This window comes from Achromobacter maghribensis, from assembly GCF_057334215.1.
In genome coordinates this window covers 93,902-110,634 of sequence record NZ_JBHFII010000047.1, presented here as the reverse complement: position 1 = coordinate 110,634, position 16,733 = coordinate 93,902, and the positions used below count along the sequence as shown (strand labels likewise).

Here is a 16,733-nt window from a genome sequence, read left to right as displayed (position 1 = left end):
GTCGTACCCCCCCCCCGCAGGCTCTCTAGGCCTTAGTCGGAAACGATGCCGGCCTTACCGCTTGTTCTTGGCGGGGTCGACCTTGATGTTGTTCATGACCTGCTTGACGCCTTCCACGCCGCGCGTCACGGTGGCGGCGTGATCGGCCTCGGCCGACGTGCCCACCGTGCCGGTCAGCGTGGCGACGCCATTGTTGGTCTCGACCGCGATGTCCAGGGCGCTCAGTTGCTTGTCGGCGACGAAGGCGGCCTTGATTTTCGTGGTCACGGTTGCATCGGAGGCATATTCGCCCACGGACTGCTTGGGCTTGCCGTCATCGGCCGCAAAAGCCATGGAAGTGAAGACAGCGCCTGTTCCCAGTGCGGCGGCGGCGATCAGCTTGCGAATTTCCATAGTTCCTCCTTGAAACTCAGTGTTCGGGGCGTCGTCCAGGGACGACGCGGTCGTGCAGGACTCTTTCGGGGTACGCGTTCTATCTATCAACGTGTCCTATTTTTTCCGTAGGGCGCCGCTCAGGATGGACAAGAGCGCCAGTACCAGGAATACGAAGAACAGGACCTTGGCGATACCCGCGGCGCCGGCGGCAATGCCACCGAAGCCGAGAACCGCCGCGATGATCGCGATGACGAAGAAAACAACGGCGTAGTGCAACATGTCAGCTTCTCCAGTAGATTCGACCGATCAGGGCGGGGGGGCGGATTCAGGGATTGCGGTCGAAGAAATCCCGGACTTCCTTTTGCGCTTCTTCCTTGGTCTTGCCGTAACGCTCCTGGATCAAGCCAGCGAGGCGTTCGGCGTTGCCTTCGGTACGGGTCAACTCGTCGTCGGTGAGTTCACCCCAGGCCGCTTTGGCCTTGCCGGTCAGTTGCTTCCACTTGCCGGCGATGATGTCGTTATTCATGGTGACCTCTCTCTATCTGCGTGCGACACAAGGCTTATGGCCTATAAGTCCTGCAATCGCGGTTGAGTTGGACACTGATCAGCTAGCCTTTACCGTACGAGCCCCACAACGGGCCTGTCAAACGTGGCTGTGGACAAATGTAACGGGGCAAAGCGCGATATCCGGGCCATTCTCCGACGAGCGGGCAGCGCAGCCGCACTAGACCGGGCAGTTACATTCTTGCAATGTCTTGTCCCCTTTTGATCGGGGCTGGTAACGGGAGGTGCGGCGTTCACGTGGCCTTGCTGCGCTGGCTGTGGCGGACGCGCCCCGGTATAGTCGTGGCGGAAGCCGCTGTGCGGTTCATCAACTAGGAAGGGAGAGGGCACGCATGACGCAACGACTTTGCAGCGCTATTTTGCTGACGCTGGCCGCCATGGCGGCGGTGGGGTGCACCCACGTAACGGACAAGTACCAGGCGACAGCGCCCGTCGAGGCGTCCCGCGGCTGACGCCGACGGGCAAGAAAACGGGGCGCCCAGGCGCCCCGTTTGCATGACCGCAACGGCCAAGGATGCCGCAGGATCAGCCCTCGGCGATGCGACGGGCGATGTGGTCTAGCGCCGCTTCCACCTGGTCAACCAGGATCAGGCACAGGTCGCCGGCCGCCAAGCGTCCCAGCGCCGTATCGATCGCCAGGAACTCGCCGTGGATCTCTTCGATGTGCGTCGTGCGCGGCGCGCCGACCAGGCCTTCCTGCAGCAGCGCCAGCACTTCCCCGTCGGCGCGGCCACGTTGGCATTGGTCTTGATACAGCAGCACGTCGTCGAACGCGGCGCCCAGGATCTCGGTTTGCATGCGGATGTCTTCATCGCGGCGGTCGCCCGCCCCACTGATGACGACCGAGCGGCGCTTGGCGGGCATGGCGTCCACGGCGCGCACCAGTGCAAGGATCGCGTCGGGATTGTGGCCGTAGTCCGCGATCACCGTGGCGCCGCGGTGGTCGAACACATTGAAGCGTCCGGGTGCAGTCTGGGCATCGTTGACGAAGGTGGCCAGGCCGCGGCGGATGATGTCCCAGTCCAGGTTCAGCGCCCAGGCGGCGGCGATGGACGCCATGGCGTTTTCGACCTGGAACGTGATCGTGCCGTTGCGCGTGAGGGGGATGTCGCGTAGCGGCAGGCGGACCTCGTCCGCGCCTTGCGCCGCGACGATGTCATCGCCGTCGCGGTAGACCGAACGCAAGCCCTGCGCGCGATGCGTGGCCAGCACGGGATGGTTGCGGTCTTCGGCGAAGTAGGTGATTGAACCCGGGCAGCTGGCGGCCATGTCGGCCACGATGGGGTCGGCGGCGTTCAGCACCGCGGTGCCCGACGGGTGCACGTGCTGCACGATCACGCGCTTGACCACGGCCAGGTCTTCCACCGTGCTGATGTAGCCCAGGCCCAGGTGATCGCCCATGCCGATGTTGGTGACGATGGCCACGTTGCAGCGGTCGAAAGCCAGGCCTTCGCGCAGGATGCCGCCACGTGCCGTTTCGAACACCGCGGCGTCCACGTCGGGGTGCATGAGCACGCTGCGGGCGCTGCGCGGGCCGCTGCAGTCGCCGGTGTCGATGCGCAGGTTCTCCACGTAGACGCCGTCGGAATTCGTCATGCCGACGCGGTTGCCGGCCGCGCCCAGCAGATGGGCGGTCAGGCGTACGGTGGTGGTCTTGCCATTGGTGCCGGCCACGGCCACGACCGGAATGCGGCCGTCGTCGCCATCGGCGTACATGTTGGCGATGATGGCGTCGCCCACCGCGCGGCCCTTGCCGAACGACGGGTTCAAGTGCATGCGCAGGCCGGGCGCGGCGTTCACTTCCACCACGCCGCCATGTTGCTCTTCCAGCGGGTATTGCACGCTCTCGGCCACGACGTCCACCCCGCAGATGTCCAGCCCGATCATGCGGGCCGCCGACACGGCGCGCGCCGCCATTTCGGGATGCACCTCGTCGGTCACGTCGGTGGCCGAACCGCCGGTGCTGAGATTGGCGTTGTTGCGCAGGAAGATCAGGGTGCCCGGGGGCGGCACGGAATCGGCGTCGAAACCCTGCTTTTTCAGCGTTGCCAAGGCGATGTCGTCAAACCGGATCTTGGTGAGCGACGTGGCGTGGCCATCGCCGCGCAAGGGGTCGGCGTTGACCTGTTCGACCAGCTGCCGGATGGTGTGCTGGCCGTCGCCCGTGACTTGGGGCGGATCGCGGCGCGATGCCGCGACCAGCGCGCCGCCCACCACCAGCAGGCGGAAATCGTGGCCGGGGATGTAGCGTTCGACAATCACTTCCGAGCTGATCTCTTCGGCCACTTCGAACGCCTGGATCACGCGCTCGCGCGTTTCGATGTTCACGGCCACGCCGCGCCCCTGGCTGCCGTCGCGCGGCTTGACGACCACGGGGCCGTCCAGCTCCTGCGCGGCCGCCCAGGCTTCCTCGGCCGATGTCACGGAGCGGCCCATCGGCACCGGCACGCCGGCGGCGTCCAGCAGCATCTTGGTCAGGTCCTTGTCCTGCGCGATCGATTCGGAGATGGCGCTGGTCCGGTCGGTTTCGGCGGCCTGGATGCGGCGTTGCTTGCTGCCCCAGCCGAACTGCACCATGCTGCCCTGGGTCAGGCGGCGGTAGGGAATGTTGCGGGCAACGGCGGCGTTCACGATGGAACCCGTGCTGGGTCCCAGGCGCACGTCTTCGTCCAGATCCCGCAGGCGCTTGAGCGCATCGGCGAAGTCGAACGGGGTGTCGTCCAGCGCCGCGCGGACCAGCGCTTGCGCCAGCTCCATCGCAAGTTTGCCGACTTCCTCTTCGCTGTATTCAACCACTACCTGGAACACGCCGGGTTCGATCGTGGAGGAGGTACGGCCGAAGGTGACGGGGCAGCCGGCGTGCGCCTGCATCGTCAGCGCGACGATCTGCAAGACGTGGGCGATCGAGACGGCATCTTGATGGCCCTCGGGGCGCATCAGGCCGATCTGCGGCAGCCGCGCGCGCAGGCGGGCTTCGAACTCGGGCAGGTTGTCGATGGAGCACTCGGCGTCGGCGCAGGAAACGATGGCCTCGATCGCGGTGTTCTTGCTCCACAGATTAGGGCCGCGCAGAGCTCGGATACGGGAAACTTCCATGGCAGGTATTCCTGTCAGTATTGTTGAATCCAGCGGCGGACCAGATCGATGGTGGGGCCGGAGAATGCTTCGTCGGACTGCAGCAGGGCGAAGTCGCCGGCCGCAATGCCGTTCAGCACGCTCTCGATGGCCTTGCCATGGTCGGGCTCATCCTGGATGTCTTTCACGCGGCTGCCTTGCGACAGGCCCTGGCGCAGCAACGCGCGCGCCTCGCCCTCGGGGCGCTTGCTGTTGACCGTCTTGTCGTCGTAGAGCACGACGCGATCGAACGCGTCGCCCAGCAAGCGGCCCTGCTCGATCAGGTCCGCATCGCGGCGGTCGGCGCCGGCGGAATAGACCACGGCTCGGGTTGCCGACGGGAACTGGTCGATGGCCTGGATCAGGGGGCGCAGCGCCGAGGCGTTGTGCACGTCGTCCACCACGACCGTGCCGCCGTTGCGTTCGAACAGCGTGAATTGCCACGGCGCGTCGGCCTGGTCGATGTCGAAGGTTTCGATGCCGGCGCGGATGAGTTCCACGGGTATGTCCAGCGCCCAGGCGGCGCCCACCGCGGCCAGCACGTTTTCAACCTGGAAGGCAACGCGGCCGCCATGCGTCAACGGGATCGCGGCCACGTCGGCCAGCCGTTCTTCGCGGGTGCCCTGGGCCAGAATGATGCTGCCGTCACGCACGAACACCGCGCGGCCGTCCTGTTGCAGATGGGCGGCGATGGCGGGCAGGGCAGGGTCGATGCCGAAGAAGATCACGGCGCCGTCGCAGAGCTCGGCCATTTCCACCACGCGCGGATCGCGCGCATTGAGGACCGCGGCGCCAGTGGGCAGGACCACGTCGACCTGCGTGCGGAACACATTGAACATGCGCTCCGTTTCGTTGATGTCGAAGTCGCCCAGATGGTCGGCGTCGTCGATGTTGGTGACCACGCCGACCTGGCAGCGGTCATAGGCCAGACCTTGGCCCAGGATGACGCCGCTGTCGTTTTCGATGACGGCGGCATCCACATTGCGGTTCATCAGCAGGCGGGTGCCCGACGCGAAGTCGGCGCGGTCGCCCTTTTGCACCAGGCGGCGGTCCAGGTAGAGGCCCTCGCTGCAGGCCAGGCCGGTGCGCTTGCCCGACAGGTGCAGCAGGCGGGCCACCAGGCGCGCCACCACGGTCTTGCCGTTGGTGCCGGTAACGCCCACGATGGGGATGCGGCCGGCGTCGCCTTCGGGGAACAGATGATCGACGATGGCGCGGCCCACCGGGCGCGGCGTGCCGTCGGCCGGCTTCAGGTGCATCAGCAGGCCCGGGCCGGCGTTGACTTCCACGATGGCGCCGCGCTGTTCCGCGAGCGGCCGGGAGATGTCCTCGGCCACCAGGTCGACGCCGGCGATGTCCAGGCCCACCACGCGGGCGGCCAGCGTCACGGTGGCGGCGATGCTGGGATGCACGCGGTCGGTCACGTCGAAGGCGACGTTGCCGCTGCGCTGCACCAGCACGCGCTGGCCGTCCTGGGGAACGCTGTCTTCGGACAACCCCTGGCGGGCGATCTCGAGGCGGGCGGCGGAATCCAGGCGCACCGGATTCAGCGGGTGGTTCTCGGTGCGGCCGCGGCGGGGGTCGGTGTTGATCTGACTGTCGATCAGCTCGGTGATGGTCGACTTGCCGTCGCCAGTCACCCAGGCCAGTTCGCCGGCGGCGGCGGCCACCATGCGGTTGCCCACCACCAGCAGGCGGTGTTCGTTGCCCAGCACGAAGCGCTCGACAATGACGCCGCTGCCTTCGTCCACCGCGACGCGGTAGGCGGAAACGACTTCGTCGCGGGTCGTCAGGTTGGTGAACACGCCGCGGCCATGGTTGCCGTCATAGGGCTTGACCACGACGGGCAGGCCGATGTCTTCGGCCGCTTCCCAGGCGTCGTCCTCGCTACGCACCAGGCGGCCTTCCGGCACCGGCACGCCGCAGGTCGACAGCAGCTCTTTGGTCAGGTCCTTGTCCCGCGAGATCCCTTCGGCGATGGCGCTCGTGCGGTCGGTTTCGGCCGTCCAGATCCGGCGCTGGGCGGAACCGTAGCCGAACTGCACGAGGTTGCCTTCGAACAGGCGGATATAGGGGATGTCGCGGTCGTCGGCGGCATCCACGATGCAAGCCGTGCTGGGGCCCAGGCAATGCTTGTCCACCAGGCTGCGCAGGCGGGCGACGGTGGCGGGCACGTCGAACGGGCGGTCTTCGATGGCCGCCATGACCAGGTCGCGGGCTTCGTTCAGGGCGGTGCGGGTGACCTGTTCCTGCCAGGCGCGCACGACAACCTTATAGACGCCGCGGGTCGAGGTTTCCCGGGCTTTGCCAAAACCGCCGCGCAATCCGGCCAGGTTCTGCAATTCCAGGGTGACATGTTCAAGAATGTGGCCGGGCCAGGTGCCTTCTTTCAGGCGGGCCAGGAAGCCTCCGCGTACGCCGGGGCTGCAACGGTGTTCGATCAGGGTCGGCAACCAGTTGGAGAGGCGCTCGTAAAACCCGGGAATGGTGTTGGACGGAAAGTCTTCCAGTTCACCAATATCCACCCATGCTTCAAGGACCGGGCGATACGTCCAAATGTTCGGGCCGCGCAAAGCCACGACATCGAGAAATTCAATGTCTTTCTTTTTCATGTTTTAATTTACTTGAGAAGCAGGTTGGCACGCGCGGACGCCCCTATGTAAGACCGCGAATTTATTACGAATTTTTGGGGTTGCGCTGTAAGAATAATGCCAACGAGTGGGGGATCCCAGATATTCCTAATTAGAAAAATCGGCTGCTACTATACGACGCCTTCAAGGCGTGAACTCGTTGTGTTGTAAGGAAGGGACACGTTTGCCGCCGTGGGTGGTAAACCGGTTGCCGCCTAGTAGGGCAGAGTCCTGGCCCGGTATGCGTTCCAATGAAAAAACCACACCTGCTTTCCGGCCTTGCCGATGCCTTTCCTGCCCGCTGGCGGGACGAAATCCGCGCTGAATTGGCGGAGGGCGAAAGCCTGCTGGCCTGGGTTGAAATAGACCTGGACCAGCGGCTGAAGTTCCAGCCTGGGCTGATCGCGGCCACCGACCGGCGCCTGCTGGCCCGTAATGCCGACGACAATGGCTGGGAATCGTGGGTCTATGGCCCCCAATTAACGCTAAACCTGTCCGATCACGCCGGCGCCGCCGTGCTGGAGCTGCACGACGACCACGCCCGTCTGGCGGTCTGGCGGTTCACGCTGGCCCGCAATCCGGCCGCGCTGCGCCTGTTGGCCCAGTTCGAGACGCAGCAGGCGATCCGGCTGTCCGGCCTGCCGGAACAGGAACGGGCGGAACGGACCTGCACCAACTGTAATAACGTCATTCCCGCCGACGAGGAAGAATGCCCCGCCTGTCACCAGTCGCAGGCGGCGCCGTCCACCACCTGGGCGCTCCTGCGCCTGTGGCGCTTCGCCCGGCCGTACCGCGGCCCGTTGCTGGCCGGTTTCATCCTGACGCTGCTGGGCACGGCCGCCACCCTGGTGCCGCCGTACCTGACCATGCCGCTGATGGACGATGTGCTGATTCCATTCCAGAACGGCGCGCCGATCGACTACAGCAAGGTCCGCCTGTATCTCAGCGGGCTACTGGCATCCGCCTTCCTGGCCTGGGGGCTGGGCTGGGCCCGAACCTACATCCTGGCCTGGGTCAGCGAACGCATCGGCGCCGATCTGCGCACGACCACCTATGAGCATTTGCAGCAGTTGTCGCTGGAGTATTTCGGCGGCAAGCGCACGGGCGACCTGATTTCGCGCATTGGCAGTGAAACCGACCGCATCTGCGTGTTCCTGTCGCTGCATCTGCTGGACTTCGCCAACGACATCCTGATGATCGTCATGACGGCGGTGATCCTGGTGTCGATCAACCCGTGGCTGGCGCTGGTCACGCTGGTGCCGCTGCCGTTCATCATCTGGATGATCCACGCGGTGCGCGACCGCCTGCGCCATGGCTTTGAAAAGGTCGATCGCATCTGGTCCGAAATCACCAACGTGCTGGCCGACACCATTCCGGGCATTCGCGTGGTGAAGGCGTTCGCCCAGGAAAAGCGCGAAGTCGCGCGTTTCCGCGAAGCCAACAACCGCAACCTGGAAGTCAACGACCGCGTGAACACGACCTGGTCGCTGTTTTCGCCTACCGTCACGCTGCTGACGGAGGTCGGTTTGCTGGTCGTGTGGATCTTCGGCATCTGGCAGGTCTCGCAAAAGCAGATCACCGTCGGTGTCCTGGCGGCGTTCCTGGCGTACATCGGGCGTTTCTACATGCGCCTGGATTCCATGAGCCGCATCGTTTCGGTCACGCAGAAAGCGGCGGCGGGCGCCAAGCGCATCTTCGACATTCTGGATCACGTATCCAGCGTGCCAGAGCCGCAGAACCCGGCCAAGCTGCCGCAGATCAACGGCCGCATCGAATTGCGCGACGTGGGTTTCCGCTATGGCAATCGCCAGGTCATCCGTGGCCTGGACCTGACCATCGCCCCGGGCGAAATGATCGGCCTGGTCGGTCACAGCGGTTCAGGCAAGAGCACGCTGATCAACCTGATCTGCCGCTTCTACGACGTGTCCGAAGGCGCGGTGCTGGTGGACGGCGCCGACATCCGCTCGGTGCGCGTGGCGGACTACCGCCGCAACATCGGGCTGGTGTTGCAGGAGCCGTTCCTGTTCTTCGGCACCATCGCCGAAAACATCGCCTACGGCAAGCCGGACGCGACGCGCGACGAGATCGTGGCCGCGGCCCGCGCCGCCCATGCGCACGAGTTCATCCTGCGCCTGCCGCACGGTTACGACTCACTGGTGGGCGAACGCGGCCAGGCCTTGTCCGGCGGCGAGCGCCAACGCATCTCGATCGCCCGCGCGTTGCTGATCGACCCGCGCATCCTGATCCTGGACGAGGCGACGTCGTCGGTGGATACCACGACCGAGAAGGAAATCCAGAAGGCGCTGGACAATCTGGTGCGCGGCCGCACCACTATCGCCATTGCCCACCGCCTGAGCACGCTGCGCAAGGCCGACCGACTGGTCGTGCTGGATCGCGGCCAGATCGTGGAGCAGGGGCCGCACGAAGAACTGATGGCCCGCGAGGGCGCCTACTATCGCCTCTACCAGGCGCAGGCGCGCCAGGCGGAAGCCGACGCGCAGGCGTCGGGCAGCGAAGACATGGCCGCCGTGGCCTGACGCGGAACCGGGATTATCGTCATGACGTTGCCGACCTTTCAGCTGCGCCGCAACGCCTTCGGGCGTCTGGAATATCAATCCGCCGACGGCGAGATGCACGAAGGCGTCATCCCCGTGCGCGCGTTCCCGATCAGCGAAGCGGGCCGGGGCTTGTCGCTGGTGACGAGCGATGGCCACGAGCTGCTCTGGATCGAACACTTGTCCGATGTGCCGGAGGGGCCGCGCGCGCTGATCGAAGAAGAGTTGGCGGGCCGGGAATTCATGCCCGAGATCCGCAAGCTGGCCAGCGTGTCCACGTATGCCACGCCCAGTACCTGGAAGGTGGAAACGGACCGCGGCCCCACGTCTTTCGTGCTGCGCGGCGAAGAAGATATCCGCCGCCTCAGCCCCCAAACACTGCTGATCGCCGATAGCCACGGCATCTTCTACCTGGTGCGCGACATCCTGTCGTTGGACAAGCACAGCCGCAAGATGCTGGACCGCTTCCTCTAAGACTCACGCCCGGTCTTTCCCGGCAACAGGCCGGGGCCGGGTCGGCGCGGGCTACTCGCTGCGCTTGAACGGCGTATGGCCTTCCAGTTCACCCAGGTAATCCGTCACGGCCGAAGTCTCTTCGTCCAGGAAGTTCTGGATCGCTTCGGCAAAACCGGGATGCGCGACCCAATGCGCGGACCACGTAGGCGTGGGCAGCAGCCCGCGCGCCATCTTGTGTTCACCCTGCGCACCGCCTTCGAAGCGCCCGATGCCATGCGCGATGCAGTACGCGATCGACTGCATATAGCAGGTCTCGAAGTGCAGTCCCGGCACATATTCCGTCGCCCCCCAATAGCGGCCGTAGAGGGCATCGCCGCCCGCCAGGTTCAGCGCCGCGGCGACCGGCTGGCCGCCGCGCTCGGCCAGGATCAGCACGAAGGCGTCGGGCTGTTCGCGGTGCGCGCGCACGAAGAAATCGCGGTTCAGATAGGGCGGGTTGCCGTGCTGGAAATAGGTGCGGCAATAGCAGTCGTAGAAGAAGCCCAGGTCGGCGTCGCCGATCTCGCTGCCGCGCAGCCAGCGGTACGACAAGCCGGCCGCCGCGACCTTCTTGCGGTCTTGCCGGATCTTCTTGCGCTTGTCGTGGCTCATCTGCGCCAGGAATGCGTCGAAGTCCGCATAGCCGGCATTGGTCCAATGGAATTGCACGCTTTCGCGAATCATGAAGCCGGCGTCGCGCAGCGCGTGCATGTCGGCGTCCGACGGGAACAGCACATGCAGGGACGACACCTTGACCTCTTCGGCAAAGGCGACCAGGCCGCGCACGAGCGTCGCACGGTCTTCGTCGCTGGATGCCAGCAGGCGGGGCCCCGTCACCGGCGTGTAGGGGATGGCCGACAGCAACTTGGGGTAGTAGCGCATGCCGTGGCGCTGGAACGCGTCGGCCCAGGCATAGTCGAACACGTACTCGCCGCGGGAATGCGATTTCAGGTAGAGCGGCGTGGCCCCGGCCAGCACGCCGCCGCGCCACAGCGCCAGGTAATGCGGCGCCCAGCCCGTGCCGGGCGACGCGCAGCCGGTCTCGTGCATGGCGCGCAGGAAGGCGTGCCGCAGAAAGGGCTGATCGCCGGCCAGCGCGTCCCATTGCTGGGCGTCGATGCGGGACAGGTCGGTTTCGATGGTCAGGCGCAGGGAATCCATCCGTGAATGATAAAGTCATCGCCAACGCACGGTACTGAAACCGTGGGTTTTGTCAGGGTTTGAAGCGGCGTCGCGCCGCTTGAGGTTTGCAATCATCATGGACAGCAACACGATGCCTTCCCGCCAGGACGGGCCGCTTGCCGACTGCCTGCGCGGGCAGGCGCTGGCGGCTTTGGCCGCGTTGGAATGGCCCGAGAAAATGGCGGCGGTGCGCGCCATCGCCGATACCGCGGCACTGGACCGCCAGCGGGAATTCGTGGCGCCCGCCGGCTTGCCCGGGCGTCCGGCGCGGCCCGAGCTGGTCGCGCCTGCGCAGGTCAAGCACCGTTCCATGGCCACCCAGGAAGGGCGCGCGGCGCTGCTGCATGCGCTGGCCCACATCGAGTTCAACGCGGTCAATCTGGCGCTGGACATCCTTTGGCGCTTTGCCGGCATGCCAGACGCGTTCTACCGGGATTGGCTGCGCGTCGCCCGCGAAGAGGCCTATCACTTCGACCTGCTGCGCCAGCGGCTGGCTGCGCTGGGTTTCGCCTATGGCGATTTCCCGGCGCACAACGGCCTGTGGGACATGGCCGAACGGACGCGCGGCGATCTGCTGGCTCGCCTGGCCCTGGTGCCGCGCACGCTGGAGGCGCGCGGCCTGGACGCCTCGCCCATGATCCGCAACAAGCTGGCCGGCGCGGGCGATGCGGAAAGCGCGGCCATCGTCGACATTATCTTGCGCGACGAAATCGGCCACGTCGCCATCGGCAACTTCTGGTTCAAGCGGCTCTGCGCCGAAGCCGGGCAGGAACCCGTCGCCTGCTATGCCGAGTTGGCGCGGCGTTACGACGCGCCTCGGCTGCGCGGCCCGTTCAACCTGGAGGCGCGCCGCGCTGCGGGTTTCGATGACGATGAACTTGCCGCATTGCAGGCGGGCTGACCGGGTGCGTCCCGCATCCGCCTGCCCACGCCGACTATCCGAAGGACTACCGAACATGAAATCCCTGTTGGCTACCGCGCTGTCCGGCGCCGCCCTGGCCCTGTTGACGGGCGTCGCGCAGACCGCGCATGCGGCGGAACCCTTTGCGGCCTGCCTGTCGCAACTGCGCGGCCCCGCGCTCAAGGCGGGCGTGTCCGGCGCCACCTTCGATACGCACACGGCCGGCTTGACGCCCGACATGGCCGTGATCGGCCTGCTGGACGCCCAACCCGAGTTCAAGACACCGATCTGGGACTACATGGCCGGGCTGGTCGATGACGAACGCGTGTCGGACGGGCAGGCGGGCATGGCGCGCTGGCAGTCCGAGCTGGCGCGCGCGGCGTCGCGCTACGGCGTGGACCCGGCTACGATCGCGGCCGTATGGGGCGTGGAGAGCAATTTCGGCCGCACGCTGGGCGGCCGCCCGCTGCTGACGTCGCTGTCCACGCTGTCGTGCTTCGGCCGCCGCCAGGCGTATTTTCGTGGCGAGTTCTTCGCCACCCTGAAGATCATCCAGGACGAGCACATCGCGCCCGATCGGCTGGTGGGGTCCTGGGCCGGCGCGTTCGGGCAGACGCAGTTCATGCCGTCCACCTATCTGCGGCTGGCCGTGGACTTCGACGGCGATGGCCGCCGAGACCTGGTCGACAGCGTTCCGGATGCCCTGGCTTCCACGGCCAATTTCCTGAAGCGCGCCGGTTGGAACCCCTCGTTGGCCTGGGGCTACGAGGTCAGGCTTCCCGCCGGCACGGACACGGCGGGCGCGGGTCGCAAGAACAAGCGGCCGATGTCGTCATGGGCCAGGCAAGGCGTGACCCGGGCGGACGGGCAGCCCTTGCCCGGTGGCGACACGCCCGCCGGCCTGCTGCTGCCAGCAGGCCGCAATGGCCCCGCCTTCCTGGTGACGCGCAATTTCGACGCCCTGTATTCCTACAACGCGGCCGAGAGCTACGCGCTGGCGATCGCCCATTTGTCGGATCGGTTGCGCGGCGGCGGTCCGCTGGTGCAGGCCTGGCCGACGGACGATCCAGGTCTTTCGCGAGCGGAACGGCGCGAGCTGCAACGCCTGCTCATTGCCAAAGGCTATGACGTGGGCGAGCCCGACGGCATGATCGGCGCCCGTACGCGCCAGGCTCTGCAGGCGGCGCAGCGGGAGCTGGGCCTGCCGGCGGACGGCCGCGCCGGCCAGAAGGCGCTGAAAGCCCTGAAAGCATCGGCGACCGCCAAGGCGCCCGGCTGACCGGCCCGCGATTTACAAGTTTTGCAAAGATCCGGTCTCAGGTAACGGGGCTGACATGCGTTGCGCGCGCGGCGGCCCTATACTGTTTTTCCGACTTTCCAGGAGCATGGCGATGAGTCTGTTGGATACTTTGGCCTCGATGGCCGGCGGCGGTCAGCAAGGAGGCTCGGCATCGCTGTTGCCCGCGCTGATCGAGCAATTGAACAAATACCCGGGCGGCCTGAGCGGCTTGATCGCCAGCTTCCAGCAGGGCGGCCTGAGCGAGATCGTCGCGTCTTGGGTGGGTACCGGGCAGAACCTGCCCGTCAGTCCCGACCAGCTCGGCTCCGTGCTGGATCCTGGCGTCGTCAATGATCTGGCTGCCAAGACCGGCCAGGACACCGATTCCGTGCTGGGGTCGCTGTCTTCGCTGCTGCCGCAGTTGGTGGACAAGGCCACGCCGGAAGGCGCGGTGCAGCCGGGCCAGCCATTCAACCCGACCGACCTGCTGGCATCGCTGTCCGGCCTGTTCGGCAACCGCGGCTAAAGGCGGCACAGGATATTCTCCTGACACGCCGTCTGCCTGCATCCCCGTCCCGGCGGCGCCTGCTTCAGGCGCTGGCGCTAGGTGCGCTGGCGCCGCTGGCCGCCTGTGCGCCGCCACTGGCGCTGAACGCCACGTTCCTGCAATTGTGGCGCAGCCACCTGGACCTGAGCCCCGACGATTGGCGTGTGCGGCTGTCGGCTTATCGCCGACTAGGCTGTCGCGAGATCTTCCTGCAATGGGTGGGGCTGGAGGGCGGGCGTCCGGACGACTGGATGGCGCCCGATGCCGTGCTGGGCCACATCTTCGACGAAGCCGAACACCAGGGGCTCGGCGTGCATGTCGGGCTGCCCTACGATCAACGTTGGTGGGATGTGCTGGCGGGCAGGGACAAGGCGGCATTCACGGGCTTTCTGAACCAGACGCGCGCGCGTGGGGTGGCGTATATGGAATCCGCCCCGTGGTCCAAGCGCCGCGCGTTTCGCGGCTGGTATCTGCCCTACGAACTAGAGCAATACAACTGGGCGTCCGCCGAGCGCCAGGCGCAGTTGATTCCCTGGCTGGACGCATTCTCGCGCACGGCGCAGGCCACCAGCCGCGGCGTTCCCTGCATCTCCACTTATCACAGCCGCCTGCCCGGTGAAGGGTCGCTGATGATGCTGTGGCGCGGCATCCTCGACCAGGTGCGCATCCACCCGATGATCCAGGACGGGGTGGGCGTGGCCGGCCTGGCGAACTATCAGGCGCTGGAGCCGTTGCACGACATGCTGCTTGCGCGCCGGGCCTCGTTCGACTTGGTCATGGAACTGTTCGAGGAACTGCCGTCGGGCAGTACCGATGGGTCCACCTTCAAGGCGCGCTCGGCTGATTTCACCCGCGTGAAGGCGCAGTGGGAAGTGGCGCGCGGCTACGGGGCCGAACGGGTCGTGGCGTTTGCGATGGACCCTTGGGTCATCGACGACACGCCGGAAGCGCGCGCCCTGATGCGCGCGTGGCTGGCGGCGCGCGTCTGAACGCGCGTCAGTTGAAACTGCGGCCGATGATCTCCAGCATGACTTCGCTGGTGCCGCCAAATATCCGCAACGCACGCGCGTCGACCCAGGCGCGGCCGATGCCGTATTCCGCCATATAGCCGTAGCCGCCATACATCTGCAGCAGGTCGTCCAGCACGCGGCCCTGGATTTCGGTGGCGTTCAGCTTGGCGATGGCGGCCGTCGTGGGATCCAGCTCGCCCGCCATCTGGCGCGCCAGGCAGTCGTCCAGGAACACGCGCAGCATCGTGGTCTGCGCACGCGCGTTGGCCAGCTTGAAACGCGTGTTCTGATAGTCGATCACGCGGCGGCTGAACACCTTGCGGTCGCGAGTGTATTGCGCGGCCTCGTCCAGCATGCCTTCGACCGAGGCGGCGGCGCGCAAGGCAATCGCCAGGCGTTCGCGCGCCAGTTCGCGGGTCATGTATTCAAACGCGGCGTTTTCCTGGCCCAGCAGGCAATCCGCCGGCACCCGGACGTCGTCGAAGTAGAGTTCGCAGGTGTCCTGGCTGTGCTGGCCGATCTTGTCCAGCGCCGCGCCCTTGGTGTAGCCGGGCAGGTTTTCCTCGACGCAGAATAGCGACAGGCCGCGCGCGCCCAGGTCCGGGTCGGTGCTGGCCAGCACGATGGCCAGGCCGGCATTGACGCCATTGGTGATGAAGGTCTTCTGTCCATTCAACATATAGCTGTCGCCGTCGCGGCGCGCCCGCGTGCGGATGGCCTTCAGATCGCTGCCAGCGCCCGGTTCCGTCAGGGCGATGGCGCCGATTACTTCGCCGCGCGTCATCGGCGGCAGCCAGCGTTCCTTTTGCGCGTCGGTGCCGAAGTTCAGCAGATAGGGCGACACCATGTCGGAATGGATCGAAAAGCCGATGCCCAGGAAGTTGGCGTGGGCCAGCTCTTCGATCACGACCGTGGCGTGGCCGAAGTCGCCGCCCAGGCCGTACGGGTCGGGCAGGGCGCAGTTAAGCAGGCCTTCTTCGCCTGCGCGCCGCCAGAGCGAACGCGGCGTGACGCCAGCCTTTTCCCATTCGGCATAGTGGGGCGCGATCTCGTTGGCGACAAAGCGCCGGACCTGATCGCGGAACAGTTCGTGGTCATCCCGGAAAACGCGGCGCATGACGTCTCCTTAGCGGCGGTAGGGGTCCGTGGCACTGACCTGGCCGCGCAGTATTGGCGCGGCCGCGGTCCCGGTCAGGAACAGGCTGTAGTGGTCGCCGGGCTGCAGGGCAGGCAGCGACATCGTGGGGGAGGCTGCCGCACCGCAGCCTGCGGCCAGCGTGGCACTGACCGGGTTGATGGCGCGTGCGGCGGCCGCGCCCGGTTTCACGTCCTGGAACAGCACGGGTCCGGACGGGCTGACGCCCAGCTGGCCGGTGGGGCAATCGGCCGCCAGGTTGTAGAAGCGTAGCTCTGCCTTCAGCGCGTCCTGCGCGCCATTGCTGTCGTCGACAACGACGAACGTCAGTTTGCCGTCCGCGCGCCGTGGAATCAGCGTGCTGAAGGTGTCGGGGGCCACCTGCAGGCTGGCCGCAGGCTTGCCGTCCACCTGCACGGTGAATGCCTGGTTGCCTTTTACGATGGCGTAGGTCGTGGCGGGCTTGGCCGCGCCGGCTTCCTGCGCCGGCCCGTCGGCGATCTGCACACGCAGCGGCGTGGCGGCAGGGTTCACGATGCGCACGAATGAGGATCCGGCCGGTGGCCGGGCGGCGTAGAGCTGCGCGAACGCGCCTTCGGCCGCCGCATTGCCGGCCATGGCGGCCAGCGCGAACGCAAGCGCCGCATTGCGAAAAAGGGGGGGCATGGTTCAAGGCTCCGTTTTTTTGCTGAGGCGGGCGTCCAGGTACAGGCGCTGCAGCTGTTTGCGGTCCGCCTTGTCCGTGCTGGTCGTGGGGAAGCGGTGGCAGGCGAGCAGTTCGGACGGGATCATGTAGGGAGGCAGGCGGCGTCCCAGCGCGGACTTCCAATCATGCAGTTCCGGCGGTAGCGGCTGCAAGCCATCGGGGCCGGCCACGGCGGGTTCGACAAAGCCGATCAGCCGGACGATGGCGCCGTCGGGACGGCGCAGGGCGACGGCGGCGCCC

The 16,733-nt window shown here is 66.4% G+C and carries 14 protein-coding genes and 1 pseudogene; 6 read left to right on the top strand and 9 right to left on the bottom strand.

The window, feature by feature from the left end; genetic code table 11:
* Positions 1 to 54: 54 nt before the first annotated feature.
* From ACE039_RS20490 to cphA (ACE039_RS20470), 5 genes are all read right to left on the bottom strand, one after another.
* On the bottom strand, positions 55 to 393 hold the full coding sequence (locus tag ACE039_RS20490) for a BON domain-containing protein (RefSeq protein ID WP_105554996.1): 339 nt from the start codon (positions 391 to 393) through the stop codon (positions 55 to 57).
* A 96-nt stretch (positions 394 to 489) separates the two neighbouring features.
* On the bottom strand, positions 490 to 654 hold the full coding sequence (locus ACE039_RS20485; RefSeq protein WP_006222909.1) for a DUF1328 domain-containing protein: 165 nt from the start codon (positions 652 to 654) through the stop codon (positions 490 to 492).
* A 46-nt stretch (positions 655 to 700) separates the two neighbouring features.
* Entirely contained in the window at positions 701 to 901 is a 201-nt protein-coding gene (locus ACE039_RS20480) for a CsbD family protein (RefSeq protein ID WP_008161759.1), read from the bottom strand.
* Positions 902 to 1,464: 563 nt separating this feature from the next.
* Positions 1,465 to 4,035 (bottom strand): cyanophycin synthetase, encoded by a 2,571-nt coding sequence (gene cphA, locus ACE039_RS20475; protein WP_485823213.1) that lies wholly within the window; start codon positions 4,033 to 4,035, stop codon positions 1,465 to 1,467.
* Positions 4,036 to 4,049: 14 nt separating this feature from the next.
* Positions 4,050 to 6,665 carry a cyanophycin synthetase gene (cphA, locus tag ACE039_RS20470; protein WP_485823212.1) on the bottom strand — a complete coding sequence of 872 codons (2,616 nt, stop codon included), beginning with the start codon at positions 6,663 to 6,665 and terminating at the stop codon, positions 4,050 to 4,052.
* 269 nt (positions 6,666 to 6,934) lie between these two features.
* Here cphA (ACE039_RS20470) and ACE039_RS20465 point away from each other — a divergent pair, with 269 nt between their 5' ends.
* Together ACE039_RS20465 and ACE039_RS20460 are read left to right on the top strand one after the other, a co-directional pair.
* Entirely contained in the window at positions 6,935 to 9,220 is a 2,286-nt protein-coding gene (locus tag ACE039_RS20465) for a cyanophycin metabolism-associated ABC transporter (protein ID WP_485823211.1), read from the top strand.
* A gap of 21 nt (positions 9,221 to 9,241) precedes the next feature.
* Positions 9,242 to 9,712 carry a cyanophycin metabolism-associated DUF1854 family protein gene (locus ACE039_RS20460; RefSeq protein WP_105554992.1) on the top strand — a complete coding sequence of 157 codons (471 nt, stop codon included), beginning with the start codon at positions 9,242 to 9,244 and terminating at the stop codon, positions 9,710 to 9,712.
* A 51-nt stretch (positions 9,713 to 9,763) separates the two neighbouring features.
* Here the strand turns inward: ACE039_RS20460 and ACE039_RS20455 are convergent, their stop codons facing one another.
* Positions 9,764 to 10,894 (bottom strand): GNAT family N-acetyltransferase, encoded by a 1,131-nt coding sequence (locus tag ACE039_RS20455; RefSeq protein ID WP_485823210.1) that lies wholly within the window; start codon positions 10,892 to 10,894, stop codon positions 9,764 to 9,766.
* 97 nt (positions 10,895 to 10,991) lie between these two features.
* Here ACE039_RS20455 and ACE039_RS20450 point away from each other — a divergent pair, with 97 nt between their 5' ends.
* From ACE039_RS20450 to ACE039_RS20435, 4 genes are all read left to right on the top strand, one after another.
* Entirely contained in the window at positions 10,992 to 11,816 is an 825-nt protein-coding gene (locus ACE039_RS20450) for a ferritin-like domain-containing protein (protein ID WP_485823209.1), read from the top strand.
* Between the two features lie 55 nt (positions 11,817 to 11,871).
* Positions 11,872 to 13,095 carry a lytic murein transglycosylase gene (locus tag ACE039_RS20445; RefSeq protein ID WP_485823208.1) on the top strand — a complete coding sequence of 408 codons (1,224 nt, stop codon included), beginning with the start codon at positions 11,872 to 11,874 and terminating at the stop codon, positions 13,093 to 13,095.
* A 112-nt stretch (positions 13,096 to 13,207) separates the two neighbouring features.
* Positions 13,208 to 13,621 carry a YidB family protein gene (locus ACE039_RS20440; RefSeq protein ID WP_105554989.1) on the top strand — a complete coding sequence of 138 codons (414 nt, stop codon included), beginning with the start codon at positions 13,208 to 13,210 and terminating at the stop codon, positions 13,619 to 13,621.
* Between the two features lie 20 nt (positions 13,622 to 13,641).
* Positions 13,642 to 14,631: a DUF4434 domain-containing protein gene (locus tag ACE039_RS20435; protein ID WP_369868245.1), complete on the top strand. Its 990-nt coding sequence runs from the start codon at positions 13,642 to 13,644 to the stop codon at positions 14,629 to 14,631.
* Between the two features lie 7 nt (positions 14,632 to 14,638).
* On the opposite strand, the gene ACE039_RS20430 is transcribed toward ACE039_RS20435, so the two are convergent.
* From ACE039_RS20430 to ACE039_RS20420, 3 genes and pseudogenes are all read right to left on the bottom strand, one after another.
* On the bottom strand, positions 14,639 to 15,769 hold the full coding sequence (locus tag ACE039_RS20430) for an acyl-CoA dehydrogenase family protein (RefSeq protein WP_485823207.1): 1,131 nt from the start codon (positions 15,767 to 15,769) through the stop codon (positions 14,639 to 14,641).
* A 9-nt stretch (positions 15,770 to 15,778) separates the two neighbouring features.
* Positions 15,779 to 16,453, bottom strand: a complete 675-nt coding sequence (locus ACE039_RS20425; protein WP_485823206.1) for an alginate O-acetyltransferase AlgF — start codon at positions 16,451 to 16,453, stop codon at positions 15,779 to 15,781.
* A gap of 3 nt (positions 16,454 to 16,456) precedes the next feature.
* A pseudogene (locus tag ACE039_RS20420) lies at positions 16,457 to 16,733 on the bottom strand (D-alanine--poly(phosphoribitol) ligase); the annotation flags it as partial.

Excerpts from the sequence above, each read along its gene's own strand:
- ACE039_RS20490 (WP_105554996.1), bottom strand. The coding sequence starts at position 393 with ATGGAAATTCGCAAGCTGATCGCCGCCGCCGCACTGGGAACAGGCGCT.
- ACE039_RS20485 (WP_006222909.1), bottom strand. The coding sequence starts at position 654 with ATGTTGCACTACGCCGTTGTTTTCTTCGTCATCGCGATCATCGCGGCG.
- ACE039_RS20480 (WP_008161759.1), bottom strand. The coding sequence starts at position 901 with ATGAATAACGACATCATCGCCGGCAAGTGGAAGCAACTGACCGGCAAG.
- cphA (WP_485823213.1), bottom strand. The coding sequence starts at position 4,035 with ATGGAAGTTTCCCGTATCCGAGCTCTGCGCGGCCCTAATCTGTGGAGC.
- cphA (WP_485823212.1), bottom strand. The coding sequence starts at position 6,665 with ATGAAAAAGAAAGACATTGAATTTCTCGATGTCGTGGCTTTGCGCGGC.
- ACE039_RS20465 (WP_485823211.1), top strand. The coding sequence starts at position 6,935 with ATGAAAAAACCACACCTGCTTTCCGGCCTTGCCGATGCCTTTCCTGCC.
- ACE039_RS20460 (WP_105554992.1), top strand. The coding sequence starts at position 9,242 with ATGACGTTGCCGACCTTTCAGCTGCGCCGCAACGCCTTCGGGCGTCTG.
- ACE039_RS20455 (WP_485823210.1), bottom strand. The coding sequence starts at position 10,894 with ATGGATTCCCTGCGCCTGACCATCGAAACCGACCTGTCCCGCATCGAC.
- ACE039_RS20450 (WP_485823209.1), top strand. The coding sequence starts at position 10,992 with ATGGACAGCAACACGATGCCTTCCCGCCAGGACGGGCCGCTTGCCGAC.
- ACE039_RS20445 (WP_485823208.1), top strand. The coding sequence starts at position 11,872 with ATGAAATCCCTGTTGGCTACCGCGCTGTCCGGCGCCGCCCTGGCCCTG.
- ACE039_RS20440 (WP_105554989.1), top strand. The coding sequence starts at position 13,208 with ATGAGTCTGTTGGATACTTTGGCCTCGATGGCCGGCGGCGGTCAGCAA.
- ACE039_RS20430 (WP_485823207.1), bottom strand. The coding sequence starts at position 15,769 with ATGCGCCGCGTTTTCCGGGATGACCACGAACTGTTCCGCGATCAGGTC.
- ACE039_RS20425 (WP_485823206.1), bottom strand. The coding sequence starts at position 16,453 with ATGCCCCCCCTTTTTCGCAATGCGGCGCTTGCGTTCGCGCTGGCCGCC.